Origin of the sequence: Microbacterium sp. cf046 (assembly GCF_900114345.1) — a bacterium.
Taxonomy (GTDB): Bacteria; Actinomycetota; Actinomycetes; order Actinomycetales; family Microbacteriaceae; genus Microbacterium.
Genome location: NZ_FOZJ01000001.1, coordinates 869,565 through 893,928 on the forward strand (window position 1 = coordinate 869,565; position 24,364 = coordinate 893,928).

At 68.6% G+C, this 24,364-nt stretch carries 21 protein-coding genes and 1 pseudogene; 9 read left to right on the forward strand and 13 right to left on the reverse strand.

What is annotated here, in order from left to right; all coding sequences use genetic code 11:
- Positions 1 to 350 precede the first annotated feature (350 nt).
- The 3 genes and pseudogenes from BM349_RS04030 to BM349_RS04040 all read right to left on the reverse strand — a co-directional run bounded on the left by BM349_RS04030 (position 351) and on the right by BM349_RS04040 (position 5,063).
- Complete coding sequence (locus BM349_RS04030) at positions 351 to 1,034, reverse strand: response regulator (protein WP_091703224.1); 684 nt, start codon at positions 1,032 to 1,034, stop codon at positions 351 to 353.
- Positions 1,031 to 2,848 (reverse strand): annotated as a pseudogene (locus BM349_RS04035) (ATP-binding protein); the annotation flags it as partial. The pseudogene BM349_RS04035 and the gene BM349_RS04030, both read right to left, overlap by 4 nt.
- 100 nt (positions 2,849 to 2,948) lie before the next feature.
- Positions 2,949 to 5,063: an APC family permease gene (locus tag BM349_RS04040; protein WP_254773718.1), complete on the reverse strand. Its 2,115-nt coding sequence runs from the start codon at positions 5,061 to 5,063 to the stop codon at positions 2,949 to 2,951.
- Positions 5,064 to 5,195: 132 nt separating this feature from the next.
- On the opposite strand from BM349_RS04040, the gene BM349_RS04045 reads away from it, so the two are divergent.
- The gene (locus BM349_RS04045; protein ID WP_091703233.1) at positions 5,196 to 5,975 is read left to right on the forward strand and encodes an alpha/beta fold hydrolase; all 780 of its coding nucleotides are present in this window, start codon (positions 5,196 to 5,198) and stop codon (positions 5,973 to 5,975) included.
- A 141-nt stretch (positions 5,976 to 6,116) separates the two neighbouring features.
- On the forward strand, positions 6,117 to 6,290 hold the full coding sequence (locus BM349_RS18910; protein ID WP_254773719.1) for a hypothetical protein: 174 nt from the start codon (positions 6,117 to 6,119) through the stop codon (positions 6,288 to 6,290).
- Positions 6,291 to 6,336: 46 nt separating this feature from the next.
- Here BM349_RS18910 and BM349_RS04055 read toward each other — a convergent pair whose 3' ends face one another.
- Positions 6,337 to 6,732, reverse strand: a complete 396-nt coding sequence (locus BM349_RS04055) for a VOC family protein (RefSeq protein WP_091703235.1) — start codon at positions 6,730 to 6,732, stop codon at positions 6,337 to 6,339.
- Between the two features lie 180 nt (positions 6,733 to 6,912).
- Here BM349_RS04055 and BM349_RS04060 point away from each other — a divergent pair, with 180 nt between their 5' ends.
- Positions 6,913 to 7,152, forward strand: coding sequence for a hypothetical protein (locus BM349_RS04060; RefSeq protein WP_254773720.1), 240 nt, complete (start codon positions 6,913 to 6,915; stop codon positions 7,150 to 7,152).
- Between the two features lie 16 nt (positions 7,153 to 7,168).
- Here the strand turns inward: BM349_RS04060 and BM349_RS04065 are convergent, their stop codons facing one another.
- Positions 7,169 to 7,381, reverse strand: coding sequence for a hypothetical protein (locus tag BM349_RS04065; RefSeq protein ID WP_091703241.1), 213 nt, complete (start codon positions 7,379 to 7,381; stop codon positions 7,169 to 7,171).
- 100 nt (positions 7,382 to 7,481) lie between these two features.
- Between BM349_RS04065 and BM349_RS04070 the strand changes: the two genes are divergently transcribed.
- Complete coding sequence (locus BM349_RS04070; RefSeq protein WP_139230877.1) at positions 7,482 to 8,291, forward strand: hypothetical protein; 810 nt, start codon at positions 7,482 to 7,484, stop codon at positions 8,289 to 8,291.
- 39 nt (positions 8,292 to 8,330) lie between these two features.
- Here the strand turns inward: BM349_RS04070 and BM349_RS04075 are convergent, their stop codons facing one another.
- The 5 genes from BM349_RS04075 to nhaA form a co-directional block, all read right to left on the reverse strand.
- Complete coding sequence (locus BM349_RS04075) at positions 8,331 to 9,914, reverse strand: M23 family metallopeptidase (protein WP_139230878.1); 1,584 nt, start codon at positions 9,912 to 9,914, stop codon at positions 8,331 to 8,333.
- Positions 9,915 to 10,010: 96 nt separating this feature from the next.
- Positions 10,011 to 11,333 (reverse strand): LLM class flavin-dependent oxidoreductase, encoded by a 1,323-nt coding sequence (locus BM349_RS04080; protein ID WP_091703249.1) that lies wholly within the window; start codon positions 11,331 to 11,333, stop codon positions 10,011 to 10,013.
- Positions 11,330 to 12,655 carry an O-acetylhomoserine aminocarboxypropyltransferase/cysteine synthase family protein gene (locus BM349_RS04085; RefSeq protein ID WP_091703252.1) on the reverse strand — a complete coding sequence of 442 codons (1,326 nt, stop codon included), beginning with the start codon at positions 12,653 to 12,655 and terminating at the stop codon, positions 11,330 to 11,332. Before BM349_RS04085 ends, BM349_RS04080 begins: the two co-directional genes overlap by 4 nt.
- Before the next feature lie 185 nt (positions 12,656 to 12,840).
- On the reverse strand, positions 12,841 to 14,472 hold the full coding sequence (locus BM349_RS04090; protein WP_091703255.1) for an FAD-dependent oxidoreductase: 1,632 nt from the start codon (positions 14,470 to 14,472) through the stop codon (positions 12,841 to 12,843).
- 16 nt (positions 14,473 to 14,488) lie between these two features.
- Positions 14,489 to 16,387, reverse strand: a complete 1,899-nt coding sequence (gene nhaA / locus BM349_RS04095) for a Na+/H+ antiporter NhaA (protein ID WP_091703258.1) — start codon at positions 16,385 to 16,387, stop codon at positions 14,489 to 14,491.
- Between the two features lie 206 nt (positions 16,388 to 16,593).
- On the opposite strand from nhaA, the gene msrB reads away from it, so the two are divergent.
- Complete coding sequence (gene msrB / locus BM349_RS04100; RefSeq protein WP_091703261.1) at positions 16,594 to 17,085, forward strand: peptide-methionine (R)-S-oxide reductase MsrB; 492 nt, start codon at positions 16,594 to 16,596, stop codon at positions 17,083 to 17,085.
- Positions 17,082 to 17,639, forward strand: coding sequence for a peptide-methionine (S)-S-oxide reductase MsrA (msrA, locus tag BM349_RS04105; RefSeq protein ID WP_091703264.1), 558 nt, complete (start codon positions 17,082 to 17,084; stop codon positions 17,637 to 17,639). The genes msrB and msrA overlap by 4 nt, the downstream gene beginning before the upstream one ends.
- Positions 17,640 to 17,691: 52 nt before the next feature.
- Here msrA and BM349_RS04110 read toward each other — a convergent pair whose 3' ends face one another.
- Both BM349_RS04110 and BM349_RS04115 read right to left on the reverse strand, forming a co-directional pair.
- Complete coding sequence (locus BM349_RS04110; RefSeq protein WP_091703266.1) at positions 17,692 to 18,852, reverse strand: Gfo/Idh/MocA family protein; 1,161 nt, start codon at positions 18,850 to 18,852, stop codon at positions 17,692 to 17,694.
- Positions 18,852 to 19,652, reverse strand: coding sequence for a sugar phosphate isomerase/epimerase family protein (locus BM349_RS04115; RefSeq protein ID WP_091703270.1), 801 nt, complete (start codon positions 19,650 to 19,652; stop codon positions 18,852 to 18,854). Before BM349_RS04115 ends, BM349_RS04110 begins: the two co-directional genes overlap by 1 nt.
- Positions 19,653 to 19,745: 93 nt before the next feature.
- Here BM349_RS04115 and BM349_RS04120 point away from each other — a divergent pair, with 93 nt between their 5' ends.
- A complete protein-coding gene (locus BM349_RS04120; protein ID WP_091703273.1) occupies positions 19,746 to 20,369 on the forward strand; it encodes a TetR/AcrR family transcriptional regulator in 624 nt (207 codons plus the stop codon).
- On the opposite strand, the gene BM349_RS04125 is transcribed toward BM349_RS04120, so the two are convergent.
- Entirely contained in the window at positions 20,366 to 21,088 is a 723-nt protein-coding gene (locus BM349_RS04125) for a DUF899 family protein (protein WP_091703277.1), read from the reverse strand. The two genes, BM349_RS04120 and BM349_RS04125, sit on opposite strands and share 4 nt — an antisense overlap.
- 289 nt (positions 21,089 to 21,377) lie before the next feature.
- Here BM349_RS04125 and BM349_RS04130 point away from each other — a divergent pair, with 289 nt between their 5' ends.
- Both BM349_RS04130 and BM349_RS04135 read left to right on the forward strand, forming a co-directional pair.
- Positions 21,378 to 23,327 carry a sigma-70 family RNA polymerase sigma factor gene (locus tag BM349_RS04130; protein ID WP_091703280.1) on the forward strand — a complete coding sequence of 650 codons (1,950 nt, stop codon included), beginning with the start codon at positions 21,378 to 21,380 and terminating at the stop codon, positions 23,325 to 23,327.
- Positions 23,328 to 23,329: 2 nt separating this feature from the next.
- Positions 23,330 to 24,289, forward strand: a complete 960-nt coding sequence (locus BM349_RS04135) for an alpha/beta hydrolase (RefSeq protein ID WP_254773721.1) — start codon at positions 23,330 to 23,332, stop codon at positions 24,287 to 24,289.
- The last annotated feature ends 75 nt before the right edge of the window (positions 24,290 to 24,364 follow it).

The following is a 24,364-nucleotide window of genomic DNA, read 5'->3' on the forward strand; positions in this document are numbered from 1 at the left end:
ACTCGTTGCTTCTGTCTTTCGACGTGCCAAGTGTCACTCCGGCGCCGAGCACCCGAGCGGGGCTTGACATCTCGCCCGGCGAGCAATAGCGATCGCTCCGCGACTCGATCTCGCAAAGAACGGCGTAATGGATGCCGGATGTCGGCGTCCTAGAAGTGCGGGGGGTTCGTCCTGGGCTCAGCCCCAGTTCGTTCGCCCCGTGGCGCCGCCCCAAACGGCGCCAGGGCCGACGTCACTGGTTCATCCCCAGAGCGACGTCGGCCCGCCCCACGATCTGCGTCATCGGGGCAGCTGATCGACCACCCGGTAGAACAGGTGCACGACGCCGCGTCCCTCGACGCCCCGGCGGGCTAGCCGACGTTGTCGAGCACCAGCCGGTATCCCATGCCGGACTCGGTCAGCAGGTGCACCGGTCGCGAAGGGTCGGCCTCGAGCTTCTTGCGCAACTGGGAGAGATAGAGCCGGAGGTAGCCGGTGTCGGTGACCTGTTCGGTGCCCCAGATGTCTGTGAGCAGCGCCTGGCGCGTCACCAGGACGCCGGGCTTGCGCGCCAGGAACTCCAGGATCTGCCACTCGGTCGGGGTGAGGTGCACGAGTGCGCCGCGGCGGGTGACGGCCTTCGCGGCGAGGTCGACACGCACATCACCGAACGAGACGATCGGATCGTCGGCGGATGCCGGCGCACGACGGGACAGGGCGCGCAGTCTCGCCAGCAGCTCGTCGATCTGGAAGGGCTTGGTCACGAAGTCGTCAGCGCCGGCGTCCAGGGCCTCGACCTTGTCGGCCGAGCCGGCCCTGCCCGAGACGACGATGATCGGCGCCGTCATCCAACCGCGCAGGGCCTCGATCACCTGCACGCCGTCGAGGTGCGGCATCCCGAGGTCGACCATCACGATGTCGGGATGCTCCTTCGCCGCAAGAGCGATCGCGGCGGCACCGTCCGGCGCGGCGACCACGTCGTATCCGTGGGCGGCGAGCGTGATGCGCAGGGCGCGGACGAGCTGCGGGTCATCGTCGGCGATGAGGATCTTCACGTCTCGACCTCGGCGATGGGGAGTTCGATCACCATCGTCAACCCTCCGCCGGGCGTGTCCTCCGGTGTGAGCGTGCCGCCCATCCCCTCCGTGAAGCCTTTGGACAGCGCGAGCCCCAGGCCGAGCCCCGACGTGTTGTCGGTGTCGCCCAGGCGCTGGAACGGTGCGAACATCTCGTCGCGGCGTTCGGGGGCGATGCCTGCGCCGTGATCGATGACGCGCAGCGTCGCCCTGCCTCTGCGCGCTCCGGTGGTCACCTTGACCAGCGTGCCGTGGGGCGCGTGACGCTCCGCGTTCGCGAGCACGTTCACCAGCACACGCTGCAGCAGGACGGGATCTGCTGAGATCGCCGGAAGGTCGGGGTCGAGGGCGAGGTCGACGACGTCGGGACCGAGGCCAAGCTCCTCCAGGGCGGAGAGCACGACATCGGCGGCGTCGACCGCCCGCGTGGAGGCGGTCAGGACTCCTGCCTCGACCCGGCTGACATCCAGCAGATCGGTCACCAGCTTCGAGAGTGCGGCCAGGCTCTCGTCCGCAGTCTCGACGAGCTCCTGGCGGTCTGCGTCCGAGAGGTGCGGACCGCTGGCGCGGAGCCCGCCGACAGCTGCGATCGCGGCCGCCAGCGGACGGCGCACGTCGTGGCTCACGGCCGACAGGAGCGCGCTGCGAACCTGATCGGCTGCGGCGAGTGCTTCCGCCGCGCGCGCGGTCTCGGTCAGTTCGGCGCGCTCGAGAGCGGCGCCGAGCTGGGCGACGATGACATCGAGCAGGCGTCGCTCGGATGCGTCCAGTTCCTGTCCGTGCAGCTCGAGCGTCGCACGCGGCGGAGCACCGCGCGTGCCGATCGGCACGGCGACGAATCGGCCGTCGCGGACCGGCTCGCCGTCGGTCGCTTTCACCGTGCCGTCGACGTCGAGGAGTCGCACCCCGGCGAGTCCGAACGCCTCGCGCGCCCGACTGACGAGGGCCGGGACCGCGCTTTCGCCGCGCAGCACATTGCCGGCCACCGTCGCGAGCAGCTCTGCCTCGGCGGTGGCGCGCTGGGCGGTGCGCGCCCGCCTCGCGGCCTGGTCGACGATGTAGCTGACCAGCAGGGCGATGAGCACGTAGAGGAACAGGGCCCAGAGGTGAAGGGGATCGGAGACCTCGACCGTGAACTGCGGGGCGACGAAGAGGAAGTCGAGGGTCAGCCCAGACAGGACAGCGGCGAACAGCGCGGGCCAGATGCCGCCGACGAGGGCGACGATGACGACGAGCAGTTGGAACGCGAGCACATCGGATGTGATCGATTCCGGTGTGCGCGCCGAGTAGAGGAGCCAGGTCAGCAGCGGCCCGCCCACGAGCGCGACCACGAACCCGAGTGCGACCCGCTGTCGGCTCAGCGCACCGCCGGTGATCCGCGGGAGCGCCGGCCGGTCCCGCGAGGCCGGGTGGCTCACGATGTGCACATCGAGGTCACCGGAGTCGCGGACGACGGTGGCGCCGATCCCTGGGCCCGACAGCACGGCGGCGATCCGCCCGCGCCGGCTCTCGCCGATGACGAGCTGGGTGGCCTCGTGCGCGCCGGCGAACTCGATGACCGCCTGCGCGATGTCTTCGCCGATGACCTGGTGATAGGTCCCGCCGAGGGATTCGACGAGTGCCTGCTGCGCGGCGAGGTCGGCGGGCGCTGCCGCGCGTGCGTCGTCCTGGCTGGAGACGTGCACTGCCATGAACTCTCCGCGGCCGGATCGGTCGGCGATGTGTGCGGCCCGGCGGAGCAGCGTCTCACCATCGGGGTCACCGCTGACCGCTGCGACGATGCGCTCGCGGGATGTGGCCTTCGTGTCGATGTCGTCCACCCTCTCGATCCAACACCCGCCGACCCTCGCGCGGTGCTCCTCACGCGGCTGAGCAGCCGAGCCGCTGCCCGGGTCAAGGCACCGACGCCGTCTCCTTCTCGGGTTCCGCGGCGGGCGGGCCGGCCGGACGGCTCGCCCGGCGCCCGTTCGTGTGGACCTCCGGCGCGGGACGACCGGCGCGCTGATCTCCGGGGAGCGGTCGCGAACGGCGGCCGTAGATCAGCTCCGACGAGTCGAGCAGCCACGGCACCAGCGTGATCGACACGCCGTGCACGAGCATGAGCTGCTGCGCGATGCGCCGCGACCGCCGGTTGTGCAACGGCGCCTCCCACCAGTGCCCCACGATGTACTGCGGCAGGTAGACCGTCACGACGGACGATCCGAACTCGTGCCGGTACTGCTTGATGAACTTCGCGATGGGGGAGGCATAGGACCGATACGGCGACTCGATGATGACGAGCTTCATCGGGACCCTGTGCTCCTGCCACTCCTTCTGCAGCGCGGCGGACTCCTCATCGCTGACTGCGATGTGCACGGCGATCGCCTTGTCGTGCTTGGCGGCCAGCGCGTATTCCACGGCCTTGAGGACCGGCTTCTGCAGGCGGTTCACCAGGACGATCGCCAGGTCGCCGTCGGCGCCGAAATGGGTGGTGTCATCGACGCGGATCTCGTGCTCGACGTCACGGTAATAGCGGTTCACCCCGATCATGAGCACCGCGAGGATCGGGATCGCGATGAACACGAGCCACGCACCGTGCGTGAACTTCGTGATCGTGACGATCAGCAGCACTGAGATCGTCATGGCTGCGCCCACGGCGTTGATCGCAAGTCCGCTGTAGGCGGACCGACGCGCATGACGGGCGGATGCCTGGGCCGCGGCATCCGGCGACAGCTTCGACATCTCCCGCAGGCTGCGCCGCCAGTGCCGCACCATGCCGATCTGCCCGATCGAGAACGACACGAAGACGCCGATGATGTACAGCTGGATGAGCGTGGTCAGATTGGCCTGGTACACGATCAGGACGATGATCGCGACGATGCCGAGGATGATCATGCCGTTCGAGTAGACGAGTCGGTCGCCGCGGGTGTTCAGCGCCTTCGGCGCGAACCCGTCGCGGGCGAGCACGGCACCCAGCAGCGGGAAGCCGTTGAACGCGGTGTTCGCGGCGAGCAGTAACACGCACGCCGTGGCGGCCTGAATGACGAAGAACGGAATGGATCCCATGCCGAATGTCGCCGCGGCGACCTGGGCCATGAGGCTCGGCTGGGGGTTTGCGCAGTCGAAGCCGATCAGGTTGCAGGGGTTCTCGGCGTAGTGGACGCCCGACACGAGTGCGATCGCGGTCAGCCCGGAGAACAGGAGGATCGCGATGCCGCCCATGAGCGTCAGGGTCATCTGCGCGTTGCGCACCTTGGGCTTGCGGAACGCGGGCACGCCGTTGGAGACGGCTTCGACTCCGGTGAGCGCCGAGCAGCCGCTGGAGAATGCGCGCAGCACGAGCAGGATCACGGCCGCCTGGGTGAGCGATTCGGCATGGACGGCGTACTCGGCGCTGGATGCCACCGGCGGGTTGCCCGCGAAGGTGCGCGTGAGGCCGACGATCACCATGAGCGCCACCGAGCCGATGAAGACATACGTCGGGATCGCGAATGCGAATGAGGCCTCGCGCACGCCGCGCAGATTGACGATCACGATGAGGATGACGAACCCGACCGCGAGCTCGATTCGTCCTGGGTTGAGCTCCGGAATCGCCGAGATGATGTTGTCCACGCCCGATGCAACCGAGACGGCGACGGTCAGGACGTAGTCCACCAGAAGCGCTGCTGCGACCACGACGCCAGGCACTTCGCCGAGGTTCGTCCGCGCCACCTCGTAGTCGCCACCGCCTGACGGATACGCCTTGATGAGCTGCCGGTAGCTCGCGACCACCACGATCAGCAGCAGCACGACTGCCGCAGCGACCCACGGCGAGAATGCGAGGAATGCGGTTCCGCCGATGAGCAGGATCATCAGCAGCTCCTGCGGCGCGTACGCGACAGAGCTCAGCGCGTCGGACGCGAAGATCGGCAGTGCGCGCTTCTTGGGGAGGAGCTGCCCCTCGAGGTTCTCGGAGGTGAGCGGGTCGCCGAGGATGAGCCGCTTCGCCAGCGGCGGTTCATCTCCCGGCTCTCGGGATTCAATGGTCACGGCAGGCGACACTACGCTCGCGCGAGCGCCGGAGACTGCTCGAGATCGGCATCCTCACGGAATCCATGCAGCGGTCGCGGAAGCCGCGCAACGCGTCTTGCCAGTGTCGTGGGGTCGTGGTTTCTTGTTGGGATGAACACCGCGACTTCAGCTGACGGGACGACGATCGCCTTCGAACAGGTGGGTGACGGGCCGACGATCGTGATCGTGGGCGGCGCCTTCTCCGTCGCGACCGATGGGGATGCGCTCGCGAGCGCCCTCGTGGATGCCGGATTCCGGGCTGTGACGGTGGACCGGCGGGCGAGGGGCTCCAGCGGCGACAAGCGCGGATCCTCGCCGGAGGACGAGGCCGACGACCTCGCGGCCGTGATCGACGCGGTCGGGGGTGACGCGTTCGTGCTCGGTCACTCGTCCGGCGCCGTTCTCGCGCTCTTCGCCGCAGGCAGGGGCGTGCCGATCCGGGCCCTCTTCCTGTCGGAGCCGCCGTTCCGATTCGGGGTGGACGAGCCCGCCGATGATCTCCCTGAGCGGCTGCAGCAGCTCGTCGACGACGGCAGGGGAGAGGATGCCGTCGTCACGTTCCAACTGGAGGGGGTGGGGCTGCCGCAGGAGATGGTCGATCAGATCCGGCAGAGCGATCTGTTCGCCACGCTCGTCCCGCTCGCTCAGTCCACGGTCTACGACGCGAATCTCACGATGCAGATGTCGACTCCGACACCCGAGATGCTCTCCGTGTCGCAGCCGGTCACGATCCTGCGCGGCGAGCAGACGTTCCCCATCCTGGTGACCGCGGCAGATCGGCTCGCGCAGGAGCTGGATGGCGCGGAACTCGTCATCGTTCCGGAGTCGGTGATGCACCGGCCCGACCCAGCGGCCACCGCCCGTGTCGTGCGGGCGCGCGTGGACTCATGACCGGCACGCGACCGGTGGTGCGGATGTGGACCGGCGTCGTTCGCACGGAAGACCGGGATGCCTACGTCGGCTACGTGGAGCAGACCGGCATCGCCGCCTACCGCGATACGGCGGGCAACCTCGATGCGTGGCTGCTGACCCGTGACCTCGGTGACGGTCGAACCGAGATCGCCACCGTCTCCCGGGTGGGAGTCGCTCGAGGCGATCACGCGATTCGCCGGCGCCGACTACGAGCGTGCCGTCCTGTATCCCGAAGACGATCGCTACCTCCTGGAGCGGGACGACCGCGTGCGCCACTACGACCAGCAGACGTGAGCCCTGCAATCCGCTCGTGCCCGTGCGAGCCCCGAGCCGTGGTGCGTCAGTAGTCCTCGCCGGTCCGCCACGCCATCTCCTGCAACAGCATGGTGTTGCCGTCCGGGTCGCTGAACTCGGCGTATCTGACTCCGCCGCCGACGTCCGTGATCGCTGAGACCTCGACGCCGTGACCACGAAGCTCGGTGCAGGCGTCGTCGATGCTGTTCACGACCAGGTGAATCCCGTGAACCGTGCCGGGCAGCATCCGGTCGAGCGAGGGCACGCCGTGACTGAGCGAGATCGAACACGCGGAGCCCGGCGGGGTGAGCTGTACGAAGCGAACCCCTTCAGCGGGAGCCACGTCCACATCGAGGACGAATCCGGCCTGCTCCGTGTAGAAGCGCATCGCGCGGTCGATGTCGCTGACCGGCACGGGTACGAGTTCGAGCTTCAGATCCATGGTGACTCCCTCTGGTGTGACGAACGGTGTGGGGCGGCATCGCGCTCTGCCACCTTCATCATGTGCGTCGAACGGGATGAGCGGATATCGACACCGACCGGCGTGCAAAGGCTGGTGGCACATCCCCACTCTCTGGTCAAGGTGGTGGCCGGTCGGCGGCGATCGGCGGACGCTGGGTTCATGACCGCCGTTCAAGGAGGCAACGAGATGACGAATCAGCCCGACGTCCAGGGTGACGGTGATGAGCGCGAGCAGGCCGACGAGATGCCGACGACCGAGGAGCTCGCCCAGCCGAGCACGGAGAAGGAACCAGATGAGGAGCCGAGAGGCGGCGCATCCGATGCGGAGCCCGACCACACCGCGGTCGGGATCGGGGTCATCGATGCGCCGCTGCCGGACTCCGATCCGGGCGACGCCTAGGCCTGGCCGTCGCGCGTCAGGGTTGGGTGCGGCGCCTGCGCACGGCGATCACGATCGCGATGACGATCAGGACCACGCCGACGACCAGGACGATCGGACCGATCGTCGCCCACAAAGGCGAACCGCTCATCGCCGACCCGCCGAGCACATTGAGCCCTTGCAAGGTCCACACCAGGCCGACCGCGCTCAGAATCACACCGGGGATGAGGAACAGCCAGAAGCGCTTCACATATGAACCCTAGATCCCCATCGGCCCCGGGAATACCCTTGATCCTGCCGGTATAGGGAGGTCTCCGATGGAGCCGATCCGCAGTGCGTCGCAAGAGTTCTTGAACGGGGAAGACCTGTGGCTGGCCTACGACCGGAACACCGGCGCGGCGACGACCGGGCATCTCACGCCCGACGGCACCGCGCACCCGCTCACCCAGTTCCAGCTCGACCCGACCTGGGAGTTCATCCTGCCGACGACGGGCGGGGTGAACATCTTCTTCCGCCTGTCGCAGGATCAGGTCAGCACCGGGGTGTTCGGTGCGGACGGGCGATTCACCGACCTGGTCACCAGTCCCCTCGGCGGGTTCTTCCACCGTGTCACGGTGCTGCCCGCCGGGCTCGTGATGTGGAATCGCACCGTCTCCGAGAACGGTGAGTATCGCAGCGTCTCAGTGATCGGCCGTGTGCACGCCGACGGTCGTCACGAGGTCATCAGCGAGCAGCTCCTGCTGGACTTCTGGACCCATATCGTGCACGTCGGCGAAGGACTCCTGCTGTTCTACAACAGCAGGACCCGCCTGGCCGCCACGGGCCTGGTGACCGGTGACGGCGGATTCCGGGACCTCGGTCAGAGCTTCGAGTTCGACACGTGGACCACGATCCTCTCGGCGGGCGACGGCAACGTGCTGTTCTACAACACGGCGACCGGAGATTCCGCGACCGGCCGGGTCGACGCGGACGGCGGATACACCGATCTCCACTCCCAGTTCCTCGGACCGATGGGATTCGTGACCACCACGCGCGGCGGTTTCGTGATCATCCGGTCCGCGGACACCCTGGCCGCTCACCTGGACGAACGCGGAGTCTTCAGCGACACCGTCATCGTGCGCGGCCTGCCGACGGAGCGCCGGATCGTCTTCGTCCGCTGATCAAGCCGGTGGCGGCAGAGGTCGGCCGCACAGGAGGGTCTACGGATACTGCGGCCGGCCGCCCTCCCACGCCACCGGGTACCGCACGCATGGACCGGTCGTCGCATCGGTCACACCGGCCGCGTAGTTCTCGGGGATCGAGTAGATGCCGTACGGATCGAAGAAGTAGTACTCGCCGTCGGTGTCACGGCGCGTCCAGAAGATGTGCAGGTGGGTGTTCGGCCCGCCCGAACCCTTCTTGCCGCCGGGGCCGGTGTTGCCGGCCCATGCGATCGTCTGCCCGCGCGTGACGGTGTCGTTCGCTGCGACCAGGATGGTCTGCGCATCGGTGCCCCAATGGGCGGCATCGAGGCTCCGTGTCGCGGGGTCCTGTGTGCAGCCGGTATCGGTGAGATGGGTCTTGTAGTCGGCGAGGTCGGCGGCGTTCAGTCCGCCGGTGGCCACCGTGTTGTTCCATGCGGCATCCGCGTCGTGGGTGGCACCGTCGCGCAGGTGCATGTAGATCGTGCGATAGGCATCGGCGACGCCGTTCACGTCGTGACTGAGGATCACCGTGTTGCCCGACCAGTTGTCCCAGCCGACGAAGAGCACCCGGCCGTCGGCAGATGCCTTGACCTCGAACGTGCCGGAATCGTCCCGCGAGTAGTCGCCCGCGTGGTGGTATCCGCCGCCGCCGTACCGCCAGATCCCGCCTCGCTTGACGGCGGTGTCGGTGAACGGGAGGCGGAGGAACGGCTCGACGCCGGTCAGGACACTCAGCCTCGCGAATCGGGTCGCCCCCGAGGTGTCCTGGACCGGCCAGCTGTAGAAGTTGCCGGTACCTGTGACCTGATAGTTGTACATGCCGGTGGGCATGACGACCTGGTTGAGCGCGTCCGCTGTGCAGCCGTGCCTCGAGCCGGCGGCATCCACCAGCCGCAGACCCGCCTGCGACCATTCGTTCCACCGCGCGGTGAAGCTCTCCCAATCCACGCCCGCCCACAGCCCGTGGCCGCCCTCGCCCGGGAGGTAGGCGCCGACCCAGGTCCGCTCCCCGTTGTGCTCGTACGTGTCGATGCTCGTGAGGCGAAGCCCCTGCCCCGACAGCTCCTGCCATTTCGCGACGAAGCTGTCCCACGGCGCCGCCCACAGCGCATGCCCCGCGTTGCCCTCTCGGAAGACCCCGGCGAAGACCGGTGAGCCGCCGATCACCGCGGCCGAGACGTTCACGAGCCGAAGGCCACCGTCCGAGAGCTCCTGCCACTTCGCGACGAAGCTGTCCCACGGCGAGACCCAGAGCGCGTACCCGTCGGTACCCGGGAGGAACGCACCCGCGTACATCGCGGTGCCGTCCACCTCGTAGATCGCGATGCTCACCAGGCGCAGGCCCTGTCCCGACAGCTCCTGCCATTTCGCGACGAAGCTGTCCCACGCCGACACCCACAGCGCGTGCCCGCCCGTGCCCGCCCGGTACATGCCGATGAACTGGACGTCGCCGTCCTCCACCGACACCGAGATGCCGTGCAGCCTCTGGCCGCCATCGGACAGCTCCTGCCATTTCGCCACGAAGCTGTCCCAGCCGGCCACCCACAATGCGTGTCCGTCATCACCGGGCAGAAAGACACCTGTGTACGCGCGTGCCACGTCGCACCTCCGCTCTCGGGGCTCGCCGAACCGAGCCCACTCGCAGGGTAGAGCGACTGCCCGCTCCGGTGATACCCCCCCCGAGGCGGGATCGGGCTAGAACGAGGAGAGGTTCGCCTGCAGCCCTCCGGGCACGAACTCCGAACGCAGGATGCCGCGCCGACGCAGGATGGGCACAAGCTCGTCGAGCGCGTGGTGAAGGGTGACCGGGTGAAGGTCGCCGGAGAAGATGAGGCCGTCGTTGTCGGCGTCGTCCCCCAGAGCCTGGACCAGATCTGCGAGCTCTTCGGCGGTTCCCACCGTGCCGCTGATGCCGTCGCCGATACGGCCGAGCCTGGCCTTGCCGGCGAGGATCTGCCGGAACGGCACGTCCGCGAACGAGTCGAAGCGACCGCGCAGGCCCTTGATCGTGCCCTGCGACACATGCTCGCCGAAGATCGCCGGATCCAGCGGCCGATCGAGATCCAGCGTCGTCAGGTCGGTCTCGAGGTCGCTCGACCAGGCCTCTGCCACCGCGAGCAGCGCGGCTTCGTCGGGATCGGCGGATGCGGCCACGATGCGGTCGGCTTCCTCGACCGACGACGCGACGATCGGCTTGAAGACGAACATCGTCTTGATCGTGTCCGGATCGCGGCCGTGTGCGACCGCGTCGGCACGGACGCGCTCGCGGTAGGCGCGGACGGCGTCGACATCGAGGTTGGAGAGGGCGAGCTGGATGTCCGAGTTCTCCCCGGCGAAGCGGATGCCGCGCGGCGAGCCGCCGGGAGAGGCGATGACCGGCTCCGACGGAAGCGGCTCCGCGTTGAGCGGGCCGTCGAACGACCAGTACCTTCCGCGGTGCTCGACAGCGCGGATCTTCGAGCCGTCGGCATAGATCTGGGTCTCCGGATCGGCGATGAGGGCGCCCTCGTCCCAGCTGCGCCACAGCAGGCGGAGCGCGTCGAGCCACTCCTGCGCGCGGTCGTATGCGGCGTCGTGCGACAGGCGCTCCTGGCCGAAGTGGTGGGCGGAGCCGACATCGGTCACGACGTTCAGGCCGACTCGGCCGCCGGACAGATGCTGCAGCGAAGCGAACTGCCGCGCCGCGGTGTACGGATGCCAACCCGCGGGGTTCGCCGTCGGGATCACGCCGAGGTGCTCGGTGGCTGCGAACAGGTAGGGGGCGAGCGTCCACGGGTCGTGCTTGGGACCGCCGTATGCCTTCCGCACGCGCAGATCGAGCGTCTCGGGACTGATGCCGACCGAGAGGGCGTCTTCGATCAGGACGAAGTCGAACCCGGCCTGCTCGAGGGTGCGCGCGCCCTCCTGGTAGAGGCCGGGCTTCTGCCAGGGGTAATTCCACTCGTAGTACGGCCGCGCCCAGCCGTGCGGGCCGAAGCCCCGCGAGAGGAACCAGCCGAAGTGCTGCTGCTTGCTCATACGATGCCGGCCCTTTCGAGGAGTTCCGCCGCCTGCACGGCAGCCAGAGCATGATCGAGATCTGCGATGAGGTCGTCGGCATCCTCCAGGCCGATCGAGACCCGAAGCAGCCCCTGCCCCACCCCTGCCGCGACGCGCTCGTCCTCGGTGCGGTTCACGTGGGTCGTCGATGCGGGATGCAGCACGAGCGAGCGCACATCGCCGAGGTGGGTCATGCGGGTGAAAAGGTGCAGCGAATCGGTGAACGTCTTCGCGGCATCCCGGCCACCCCGGAGTGTGAACGCGAAGACCGATCCCTGCCCGCGCGGCAGGTACTGCTGAGCGAGCGCGTGGTACGGGCTGGAGGCGAGCCCGCTGTAGTCGACCGACTCGACCGCGGGGTGCGCTTCGAGCCAGGCCGCGATGCGCCGTGCCGACTCGGAGTGCCGCTGCACGCGAAGCGAGAGCGTCTCGATGCCCTGGAGGATGAAGAAGGCGTTGAACGGCGACGGCGATGGACCCTGTCGCAGCGCGATGACCGATCGCGCGTACGCGAGGAATGCCGCACGCCCCGACCGCTCGGCGAACGTGCGCCCGTCCGACCCGACGTTCTGCGCGAGATGCGGGTAGCGATCCGGTGCGGCGGACCAGTCGATCCGGCCCGCATCGACGATCACCCCGCCCAGGACGGTGCCGTGGCCCGCGAGGAACTTGCTCGCGGAGTGGACGACGATATCCGCGCCATGCTCGATCGGCCGCAGCAGGTACGGCGTCGCGAGCGTGTTGTCGATGATGAGCGGCAGGCCGTGGCGGCGCGCGACCTCGGCCACGGCGCGGATGTCGAGGACGTCGTTCTTCGGGTTCGGGATGGACTCCGCGAACAGTGCCCGCGTCTCGGGTCGGATCGCGGCCTCCCACGACGCCGGGTCGTTCGCCTCGGTCACGAAGGAGGTCGTGATCCCGAGTCGCGCGAAGTTGTCGCGGAACAGCTCGCGCGAGCCCTCATAGATGCTCGCCGCCGATACCAGGTGGTCTCCGGCGCCGGCGAGCGCCAGCACTGCAGTCGACACGGCTGCCTGCCCGCTGCCGACGAGGAGTGCTCCGATGCCGCCCTCGAGGTCGGCGATGCGCCGCTCGACCGCGGTGTTCGTCGGGTTGCCGACCCGCGTGTAGCTGTAGCCGTCGTCGGACTGCACGAAACGCTCGTTCGCCTGCTCGAAGTCGTCGAACACGAACCCGGCCGTCAGGTAGATCGGGGTCGCGCGCGGGCGGTGCGAGTCATCGAGCTCCGCGCCGGCATGGATCTGCCGGGTCGCGAAGCCGAGCGGGCCGTTCTGTGTCATGCACGGAGACTATGCGGGCATCGGCATCCGCTTCGCATCGCGCGTTACGCGCGGAAACATGCGCCCGCAGAGCGCGTTTGATCCCGAACCCATGCGCTCGTCGCGAGACCATGCAGAGAACGGCCGTTCGACGTGTGGGTTCGAAGGGACGGGATGGGTTCGAGAGGAAGGGGAGGCGCTCGCGGTCAGCCGGCCAGGGCGCGGTGCACCGAGGCGACGGCGCTGGAGCCTTCGCCGACGGCCGCGGCGACGCGCTTCATCGATCCGCGGCGCACGTCGCCGGCGGCGAAGATGCGCGGCACCGATGTCTCGAAGGGGAGCGGCTCGCGGCCGAGCATCTGCCACTGCGCGAGCGACTGCGCCGCGATGTCGGTGCCCGTGCGCAGGAATCCGTCCGCATCACGGTCGAGGCCGTCGAGCCACGACGTCGCCGGCTCGGCGCCGATGAAGCAGAACAGACCCCGCGCGTCGACGGTGCCGACGCTGTCGATGCTGACCCGTTCGAGGGAGTGCCCGCCGTCCAGACCGGTGACGCGGGACCCGGTGTGGACCTCCACGCGCGGGTCCTCGAGAAGTCGGTCGACGAGGTACGACGACATCCGCGTGCCGAGGTCCGAACCGCGCACGACGAGTCGCACCGGGCAGCCGTTCGCCGCGAGGTACAGCGACGCCTGACCCGCAGAGTTCGCTCCGCCCACCACGACGACGGGGGAGTCCATCACCTGGCGCAGCTCGAGCTGGGTCGCGGCGTAGTAGATGCCTGCGCGCTCGAAGTCCGACCAGCGATCGAGGTCGAGGGTCCGGTATGCGGCGCCGGATGTGACGATCGCCGTCCGGGTGCGGATGATGCGTCCGTCGGTGAGGGTGACATCGAGCAGGTCGTCGACGGGTTCGAGCTTCACCGCCTCGCACGGCGCGTAGACGCGCACACCGAACTTGAGCGCCTGCAGCGATGCCTGCCCGATCAGATCGCCGCCGCTGACGCCGAACGGGAAGCCGAGGAAGTTCTCGATGCGCGAGGTCGCGGCCGCCTGGCCGCCGGGCGCGACGGCGTCGAGCAGTACTGTGCTGAGTCCTTCGGACGCACCGTAGATCGCCGCGGCCAGCCCGGCCGGCCCACCGCCCACGACCACGAGATCCACCACCTCGTCGCCGTTGGCCTGGTAGCTCAGCCCGAGTCTCTCGGCGACCATGCCCGGAGTCGCCCGGAGGATCGGCTCGCCCTGGATGAACGCCACGGGGAGGTCGTCGACGGTGATGTCGTGCCCCGTCAGAGAGCCGAGGTCGCCGGGCGGAAGCTCGACGGCAGCGTGCACCAGGTCGAGTCGCTCGGCGAACCGGCGGAGCGAGAGGAAGTCGCGAGAGGACGTCGTCCCGACGAATTTCAGGGTCAGCGCGGCGGGGCCCTTCCGCAGCGACTCGCGACGCGCCCACAGCGAGTGCAGGATGATGTCGCACAGCTCGTCGTCCTCGGCCATGAGCTTGCGCAGCTCGGCGCGGGTGACGCGCAGCATCCTGCCTGCTTCCGTGACGCGCGCGGACAGGAACGCGCCCTGGCCGTTGAGCAGGCCGAGCTCGCCGACGAACGAGCGAGGACCCATCCGCACCAGCACCGCCTCCTCGATCCACCAGAGGGAATCGCGGACGACCTCGACCTCGCCGGTGTCGACCAGGATCAGGTCGTAGTCTCGATCGCCCGACCGGAACACGTAGTCCCCGACCGCGACCTCCTCCGGGGTTCCGAACGAGCACAGCCGCTCCCACTGGGCGTCGGTGAGTTCCGGTCGCTGCACAAGGTCGAGTTCGTGGTTTCCCATCGGGGGAGGCTTCCTCTTAGAGCGTCGGCGTGGTCAGGGTGGCGGTCGCCGTGCCCTGGTCGGGCTGCGACAGCGCTCTGATGAGCGACTGCGAATCGTATGGACCCGTGTGGCGGCGACCGTTGATGAAGAGAGTCGGCACCGACGTGATGTTCATCGCCTCGGCATCCAGCATGTCGTCGCGCACCCGGCCGGTGACCTCGGGAGAAGTCAGATCGCGTTCGAACTTCTCGATGTCGAGACCGAGCTCACGCGCGAGGCGGATGATGTCGGAGGGTCGCTGGTTCTCCTGATCGGTGAACAGGCCGCGCTCGAACTCGAAGAACTTGCCCTGCAGGGATGCCGCCTCCGCGGCTTCTGCGCCCGCCAGTGCGTTCGGGTGGTACTGCGTCAGCGGCGCGTGCCGCCACACGTACCGCAGGTCGTCGCCGAGCTCCTCCTTGACCTCCTGGATCGAGCCGGATGCCTTGAGGCAGAATCCGCACTGGAAGTCGCCGTACTCGACGATCGTGTACGGGGCGTTTTCGCTGCCGAACACGTGGTCGCGCTTCGCGTCGACCGGGCGCATCAGCGTCTGGCCGGATTCGAGGTCGGGGCGGACGACGTCGGAGATGCGGAAGATCACCGTCGAGACGAGGAAAGCGATGACGGATGCCGCGAGCACGCCCACGCGCGCCTGGTTCTGGGCCGCCGGGTCGTCGATCGCGAGGTCGACGATGAAGAGCGAGATCGTGAAGCCGATGCCGCAGAGGGCGGCGCCCCCCGCGATGCGGTCGAGCGTGAGGCCAGGGCCGAACTCGCCGATCTTCAGCACGCGCAGGACCGCGGCCGAGCCGAACACGCCGATGAACTTGCCGACCACCAGGCCCACGACGATGCCCCATGTGAGCGCGGAGGTCATCGCCCCGGCCAGGATCTCCGGACTGATCACGACCCCCGCGTTGGCCAGGGCGAACAGCGGCAGGATCACGTATGCGACGTAGGGCGCGTAGGCCGACTGCAGCCGCTCGTTGATCGAGATCGACTCGCGGAGGCTGTTCGCCGCGGCGCGCGCGTACTCGGTGTTCGGCGACTGGCGGAATGTCCGGGCCAGGTCGAGGGCGTGCTCCACGTCGCGGCGGTCGGGCCGGTAGACGGGCACGAGGAGCGCGATCGCGACGCCGGCGAGCGTCGGGTGCACGCCCGAGGCGAGGAATGCGAGCCACACGATGATCGAGAGGGTCGCGTAGACCGGCCCGCGACCCCCGCGCAGGTAGCGCGTGAAGTACACGCCGGTGAGGCCGGCCGCCGCGATCAGCAGCGGCATCGGATTGAAGTTCTCGGTGTAGACGAGCGCGATGATGCTGAGCGCTCCGATGTCGTCCACCACTGCGAGAGCCAGGAGGAACACGCGCAGCCGGCCCGGGACGCGCGGACCGATGAGCGCCAGCGCGCCGACGAGGAACGCGGTGTCGGTCGAGATGACGATTCCCCACGCGTACTCGTGGCCCGACCCGGCTGCGATCAGCACGAACAGCAGCGCGGGGATCGCGAGCCCGGCGATCGCCGCGACCACGGGCACGACCGCGCGCGACCAGCTCGTCAGCTCGCCGATGGCGAACTCGCGGCGCACCTCGAGACCGACCGTGAAGAAGAAGATCGCCATCAGAGCGTCGTTCACGAGGGCGTGGAGGGTGAAGTCGAGCTGCAGATCGCCCACGCCGACCGTGAGGTGGGTCTCCCAGAACGTCTCGTACGAGCCGATCGACACGTTCGCCCAGATGATCGCCGCGGCCGTCGCGATCAGGAGGATCAGCGCACCGATCCGGTTCTGCCCCATCGCCCGGATCTTCTCGGCGATCGAGCGCCGAGTGCGCGACTGTGCTGCGACCTGCTCGGGATCGGGCGATCGCTGAATGATCGTCAGCTCAGTCATCTACCAGCATTGTCCTCGCCCGCCATAGGAGCGACAAGTCGATCCGGCCGATGGGCATTCCCACCGGCGGCCGAGAATTCACGGCCCGCTCTCAGCTTCGCGGGACCAAATCGGATGCGGCATCCGTTCTTCTCTATGACGCTGCAGCCAGCCGCGTCATCCGAGGAGGAACGTGACGCCATTCGTGGCTCACGAGGAGGAAGAAGATGTCACAGGACTATCGCGCGACGGCCGATGCGCTCAGCCGCCTCACGCCCGCGCAGTATCGCGTCACTCAGGACGACGGCACCGAGCCGCCGTTCCGCAACGAGTACTGGAACAACCACGAGGCCGGCATCTACGTCGATGTCGTGTCAGGGCAGCCGCTCTTCTCATCGACCGACAAGTACGACAGCGGGACGGGGTGGCCCAGCTTCACCAAGCCGCTCGCCGCCGACGCCGTCACCGAGAAGGTCGACGGCAAGCTCTGGATGCGGCGCACTGAGGTGCGTTCATCGGGTGCCGACAGCCACCTGGGCCACGTCTTCGACGACGGACCGCGAGAGGCCGGCGGCATGCGCTACTGCATGAACTCGGCGGCACTGCGCTTCGTGCCCGTCGCACAGCTCGAGGAGCAGGGCTACGGTGACTACCGCGGGCTCTTCGAGGACACCGACCCTTCGACCGGCTCAGCAAACAGCAAGGAGAACGCATCATGACCAGTGGACCATTCGACAAGGGTGAGATCACCCGCACTGCGGGCACCGAGACTGCCGTGCTCGCCGGCGGCTGCTTCTGGGGCGTCGAGGACCTCATCCGCAAGCAGCCCGGCGTCCTGGACACTCGCGTGGGCTACACCGGCGGAACCAAGGACCACGCGACGTACCGCAACCACACCGGCCACGCCGAGGCGGTCGAGATCGTCTTCGATCCGACCAAGACGACGTATCGCGACATCCTCGCGTTCTTCTTCCAGATCCACGACCCGTCGACCCTGAACCGTCAGGGCAACGACATCGGGTCGAGCTACCGCTCGGCGATCTTCCCGCTGGATGCCGAGCAGGAGCGGGTCGCCCGCGACACGATCGCCGACGTGGACGCGTCCGGTCTGTGGCCGAAGAAGGCCGTCACCACGATCGAGCCCGCCGGGCCGTTCTGGGAGGCCGAGCCCGAGCACCAGGACTACCTCGTGCGGATCCCGCACGGCTACACGTGCCACTTCGTGCGTCCGGGCTGGGTCCTGCCCAAGCGCGACGCCGCATCGGCCGTCTAGCACCGACACGAACGGCCGGACCCGCATGGGGTCCGGCCGTTCCTCGTGTGGGCTAGAGCGTTCGCGCGAACGGGTCGAAGTCGACCGGCACCGCCTCGATCTTCTCGACCGTGCTCTCGACCGCTATGAACTCGCCCCGTGCCGCCGACTCCTGAGCCGACACCATCGTGTCGAGCACGTGGTAGCCGAGTTCGCCGGTGGCGCGGTGCGGGCGGCCGCTGCGGATGGCGCGCGCCATGTCGAGGACGCCGAGGCCACGACCGACGACGACGCCTTCCTCTGCAACGTCCTCCCACGGCTGCTCGGCCCCGGCTGTGATGCCCGGGTCGCTGCCGCGGTGGCTGAACGGGCGGGTGATCGCAGTGCGCCCGGTGAACATGTTGGGGTCGGGAAGCACGATCGTCCCTTCCGTGCCCGAGATCTCGACGAAGCCCTGGCGGCGAAGCGGTGAGTCGAAGCTCAGCAGCGACTGCGACTGAGCGCCGTGCTCGAAGCTGGCCAGCACGTTGATGCTCGACGGGACCTCGACCGGGAAGGTCTTGCCGGCGTCAGGGCCGACCAGGATCTCGCGCTGCTCCGTCGCCTTCAGTCCGAGCGCGGCGACCGCGGCGACCGGACCCAGGATGCTCACGAGCATCGTGAAGTAGTACGGGCCCATGTCGAACAGGGGTCCGGCGCCGTGGGCGAACAGGAACGCGGGGTTCGGGTGGAAGACCTCGGGGCCCTGGTACTGCATGCTGGTCTGCGCGAACAGCGGGCGGCCGATGTCGCCGCGCTCGATCGCGCGCTTCGCGGACTGGATCCCGGGGCCGAGCACCGTGTCCGGTGCGATGCCGAGTCTCAGGCCGGCGGCATCCGCCTGGTCGAGGAGCGCTCGCGCGCTCGCCCGGTCGATGCCGATCGGCTTCTCACTCCAGACGTGCTTGCCTGCCGAGATCGCCTGCGACGAGATCTCGACGTGCACCGCCGGGACGGTCAGGTTGACGACGAGCTCGACTCCCGGGTGCGCCAGGACGTCGGCGGTAGTTCCGGATGCCGGGATGCCGTGCTTCTGCGCCTGCGAGGCGGCGCGATCGGTGAGGAGGTCGCCGAGGATCAGCACCTCGACATCGGGGAAGCTGTTCAGGTTCTCGAGGTAGGTGTCGCTGATGACGCCCACCCCGACGAAGCCGATGCCGACCGGGCCGGTGCCGCGCGGCGCGAACTCGGCCATCAGGCGAGACCCCGCGCTGCGAGGAACTCGTAGCCGGTCCGGACACCCTGCCAGATGTCGCCGGGGTAGTGGTCGAACTCGACGATCGCGTACTGCGCGCTGTGCGCGGCATCCAATGCGTCGGCGAGTGCGACCACGCCTTCCCCCGCGGGGACCTGATCGGTGGGGATCGCGCCGAGCGACGGCAGCGGCTCGAGCGTGCCGTCCTTCACGTGCAGCGCGGTCACCTTGTCGCCGAGGCGCTCGAGCAGTGCGACGACGTCGGCGCCGCCGGCCGATGCCCAGTACAGGTCCAGTTCGAGGGACACGCCCGGGTCGAGCAGCTCCGCGAAGATCTCCAGCGGGTAGCGGCCTTCGATCTCGGTCAGGAATTCCTGGTTGTGATTGTGATAGCCCACCGAGATGCCGTAGCCCGCTCCGATCACGGCTGCCGAGTTGAGCGCTTCGACCGTCTTGGTGATCTCCTCGACGCTCTCCCAGCGGTCGGGCGCGACGAAGGGGTCGAAAACCGTCGTCATGCCGAGCTTCTGCGCCGCGGCGAAGACCTCATCCGGGGTCGGAACGGCGATCGACGAGTCGAACGGGTTCTCGGTGCCGGATGCGAGCGATGCGTGGCCGGTCGGGGAGGAGACGCCGTGGCGCGCGAACGCGGCGGCGAGCTCATCGGCGCGCGAGACGAAGCCGAAGGCCTCCACATTCGCGAATCCGATGGCGCTCAGTTTGGCGAGCGTGCCATCCAGGTCGGCTGTCAGTTCGTCTCTCACTGTCCAGAGCTGGATGGAGATCGCCGGGGTGGTCATTTCGTGTCCTGCTTTCTGATGGCGTCATTGCGATATGGGAACGGTACCACGAAAAACCACCATGTGGAGGTTTTATCTTGATAGGCTTTCGGCATGGCCGTCACCTCCCCTGCTCCGGCGGATGAGCCGACCGGCGATGCGCCGGTGCCGAACCGCCCGAGGTCGTACGCGAAGGGAGTGGCGCGGCGCCAGGAGATCCTGGACCGGGCGATCGAGGTGTTCGCCGACAAGGGTGCCGAGGGAACCTCCCTCCGGGCGATCGCAGAGAAGATCGGCGTCTCGCATGCCGCTCTCCTGCACTACTTCGGCTCACGGGAGGAACTCCTGGTCGAGGTCCTGCGCGAGGGGGAGCGACGACGCAGCGATCCGCGCGACAAGGGCGAGGTCGTCGGCATGATGGTGCGCGCCGCCGAGCGCAACGTCACGATCCCCGGCTTCGTCGCGCTGTACACGATGCTGCTGGCCGGCTCGCTCGAAGCCGACAAGGAGTACTCACGCGAGTTCTTCTCCGCACGCTTCGCGAGGATCCGCGCACAGCTCGAGGAGCTGATCCGGATCGGCCAGGATGATGGATCGATCCGACGCGGCATCGACCCCGCTTCGATGGCGGCACTCGTCATCGCCGCATCCGACGGCCTGCAGGTGCAGTGGCTGCTCGAGCCGACCGTCGACATCGCGAAGAGCCTGGCTCTGCTGGAGCGGATCCTCGAGCCCTAGTCCGCCGGGGTGTCCGTTCTCAGCCACTGGAGCACCGGCCGCCCGCCCCTGCGCCACCACGCGCCGGTCCGATCCTGCGGCCACCCGGCCGGCGAGTCCTCCCACTCCTCCTTCCGCCCGTACGCCGTCAGGTCGAGCAGGTGCAGCGTGGGTGAGAACGCCTCGGTTCCGCGGTCAGTCGTCTCGTACGTGAGATACACGTCTTCGCCGTCGCGGAGGTACGCGCGCATGATGCCGCCCCCGGCCACGGCCGGGTTGTCCTGGACGGACCGGGTCGAGTACCAGGGCATGTTCCAGCCCAGGAACTCTCGATACTCCGCGATGTCCTCCCACGCGCCTTCGCACAAGACCGCGAACGTCACGTCGCGCTCGGCGAGGTAGAGCGGTGCGGCTTGGGCGATGTCGGCGATCGTGAACGTGCATCCCTCGCACTGCCGTGCGATCGAACAGCCGTCGTGCCACATGAACGCGTATGCGAGCAGGACCGGCCGGTCCTCGAACACGACCTGCAGCGACGTCGGCCCGTCCGCGCCGATCAGGGTCACCGGGTCGACCGGTGTCATCGGCAGGCGGCGGCGCTCAGCGGCGAGCGCATCGCCGGCTCGAGTATGCAGCTTCTCCCGGATCAGCAGCTCGTCCCGACGGTCCTGCCATTCGGATCTGCTGACGATCTGCGGGAGCGGCAACTCGGACTGGGGCGTCTGCGGGTTCGTGCTCATGGCGGGACTCCTCTCGCGACCGGCGGATGCCGGTTCACAAGCGGCGTCGAACGGCGGCCGGCGAAGTCGACAAAAAACTTTCTGCGAATCCGCGTAATGGATTCCGCGAACCGGCGTCCTAGGAGTGTGAAGTAGAGAACTGAATGCTTCACGGTGCTGCCCCAACAGCGCCTGGGCCGACGCTGCTTGGTTTCATCCCCAGAAGTCAGCGCCGGCCCTTACTTTATTTCCCGTTGCGGTTGGGTATCTCTCGCTTCCTTTGGCGCCCCGCGCATGATATGCATGCTCAATGGCTGACGATTTGGGGTCGTCGCATGTTCGAACCGGTTTTGGGGAGCTGAGCGACGCCGAGCTGGTTCGCGCGACCCGTGACGGGTCGCGGCGTGCGTACGCGGCGCTCTGGGCGCGGCATTCCGTCAGCGCGCTCAAATACGCCAAGACCCTGACGATGTCGGATGCCGACGACGTGGTGTCCGAGGCGTTCCTCAAGGTCTACGCCGCGATCAAGGCCGGCCGCGGGCCGGAAGAGGACTTCCGGTACTACATCCGCTCGGCCGTGCGGAACACGTACGTGTCCATGGTCAGATCCCGCCGCACGGCGCCCGCGGGCGATGCGATCGAAGACATCATCGGCGACCGGGGAGCCGATGTCGCCTCGATGCGCAGCTTCGACGGATCCGTGACCGCCCGTGCCTTCCTCTCCCTGCCGGCGCGCTGGCAGGAGGTGCTCTGGTACACCGAGGTCGAGGGCTACACCCGCGATCACACGGCATCGCTGCTCGGCATGAACGCGAATGCCGTCTCGGCGCTCTCGTTCCGCGCACGCGAGGCCCTGCGGACGGCCTGGCTGCAGGAGCACATCAGCAGCCACTCCGACCTCGACCGCGGATGCGAAGCCATCACGCCGCTGCTCGGCGCGTACTCGCGTCAGGGGCTGTCGCGCCGCGATCGCCTCCGCGTCGAGCACCACCTCAACGGCTGCGCACACTGCACCTCGGTCGTCGGTGAGCTCTCCGAACTCCTGACCCCCGGGCGTCTCGCCCTCGTCCTGCTGCCCGTCCTCGCCGCCGGAGGCGGTGTCGCGGCATACGTCTCGAAGCTCGGCGCCGGAGGCGGTGTCGCGGCATACGTCTCGAAGCTCGGCGCCGGATCGATCGCCGTCGCATCGGCATCCTCGATCGCGCCTCCGACCGCCCTGCTCGCCTCGGTGGGCGGGACGAGCGCGGGTGGCGCGGCGGCGCTGTCGGTCGTCGGCAAGGTGGCGGCGTGCGCCCTCGTGGCGACCATGATGGTGCCGCCGACCCAGATGCTCATCGAAGCTTCGCAGCACGCGCCTTCCGTCAGCCATTCGACCAGTTCGGATGCGGACGCCGGATCCGGATCCCTGGACTCTCCGGAGTCCGAACCCGTCGACGTCGCCGGAGCGTCGGATGGGCCGGCGAACGGTGGCGGGGCCTCGACCGCTCCTGATGGCGACTCGGATTCCGGCATCGCGGGCACCGACGACAGCTCCGACTTCTGGGACGGGAGCGGCAACGGCCGCGCCCAGCCGAGCGGCAACGCGAACCCGCACGCGAGCGCGGAGGGCGCGGCGAACGGCAATGCGAACGCGAACGCGAACGACGACGCGAACGGCTCAGGCAACGGCAACGGCGCCGGCAACGCGAACAGCAGCGGAACCGGCTCGGCGAACAACTCCGGCAACGGTTCCGGAAACGCGAATGCGAACGCCAACGGCAATGCGAACGCAAATGCCAACGCCGACACGAACTCCAGCGCCAACGGATCGGGCCCTGCGAAGAAGGTGGTCGAGTCCGGCGCGAGCGCAACACCGAAGGCGACCACGAACGCCAACGCCAATCCGAACGCCGCCACGACGGGCAACGGGAACGCAAACGCGAACAGCAACGCGAACGCGGGGCGGAACGGCAACGCGAACGGTGCTGACGACGGGAACGCGGGCGGAAACGGGAACGGCAACGCGAACGGTGCTGCCGACGGGAACGCGGGCGGAAACGGGAACGGCAACGCGAACGGTGCAGCCAACGGAAACGGGAACGGCAACGCGAACGGTGCAGCCAACGGAAACGTGAGCGCGAGCGGCGCAGCGGACGGCAACGGCGCGGCGAACGGGAACGGCGCAGCGAACGGCAACGGCAACGGCGCAGCGAACGGGAAGGCCAAGGCCGCTGCGGCCGCGCCGGAGGCCTCGGCGCCTGCGGAATCAACCGGTCCGTAGCGGTGCCGATCCCCGTCGGCCCGCCCTTCGATCCTGAGCTCGAAGGCGTCCTGGCCGCGCTCGCCGACAAGGTTCCACCGACCATCACGGCGCCGATGATCGAAGGGTTCCGCGCGATTCCCGCCGATCCGTCCGTCGGAGGCCTCATCGAGCAGGTCGGCGCCGTGCGCGACGAGCGCACGATCGCCGGGTACGCGGGCGCCGACGTCGCGGTGTCGGTCATCCGCGGGCCGCAGCGCACGCCGGGCCCGGCCATCGTGTACCTCCACGGCGGCGGCATGATCTTCGGGAACCGATTCGGCGGCGTGGGCGCCTATCTGCCGTTCATCCAGAGCCATGGCGTCGTCGTCGTGACGGTCGAGTACCGCCTCGCCCCCGAGCATCCGGACCCGGTACCGGTCGAGGACTGCTTCGCCGCAGTGCAGTGGGTGGCGAAGAACGCCGCCGAGCTCGGCGTCGATCCGGCTCGACTCATCGTGGCGGGTCAGAGCGCCGGAGCAGGGCTCGCAGCCGGTGTCGCGCTGCTCGCACGCGACCGCGGCGGACCCGCGATCGCCGCCCAGGTGCTGGTCAGCCCGATGCTCGACGATCGCAACGACACCGTCTCCGCGCACCAGATCGACGGAATCGGAGTGTGGGACCGGTCGAGCAACGACACCGGATGGACCGCCCTCCTCGGAGCGCGGCGCGGCGGCGACGATGTGGCTGCATCGGCCGCGCCCGGCCGTGTCGAAGACCTCGCGGGGCTTCCCCCCGCGTTCATCTCCGTCGGAAGCGCGGAGGTCTTCCGCGACGAGGCGGTGTCGTACGCGTCGCGCATCTGGGCGTGCGGCGGCGTCGCGGAGCTGCACGTGTGGCCCGGCGGCTTCCACGGATTCGAGAACTTCGCACCCGATGCGCGGATCTCCAGAGCCGCAGCGGCGGCACGTGATGGATGGCTCGCCCGGACGCTCGGGGACTGAGCAGGAGTCCGCGGGCGCGCAGAGGGACTCGCCGACGCCGCCGCCAGCGGCCAGACTGTCAGGGAGTCGATCGCG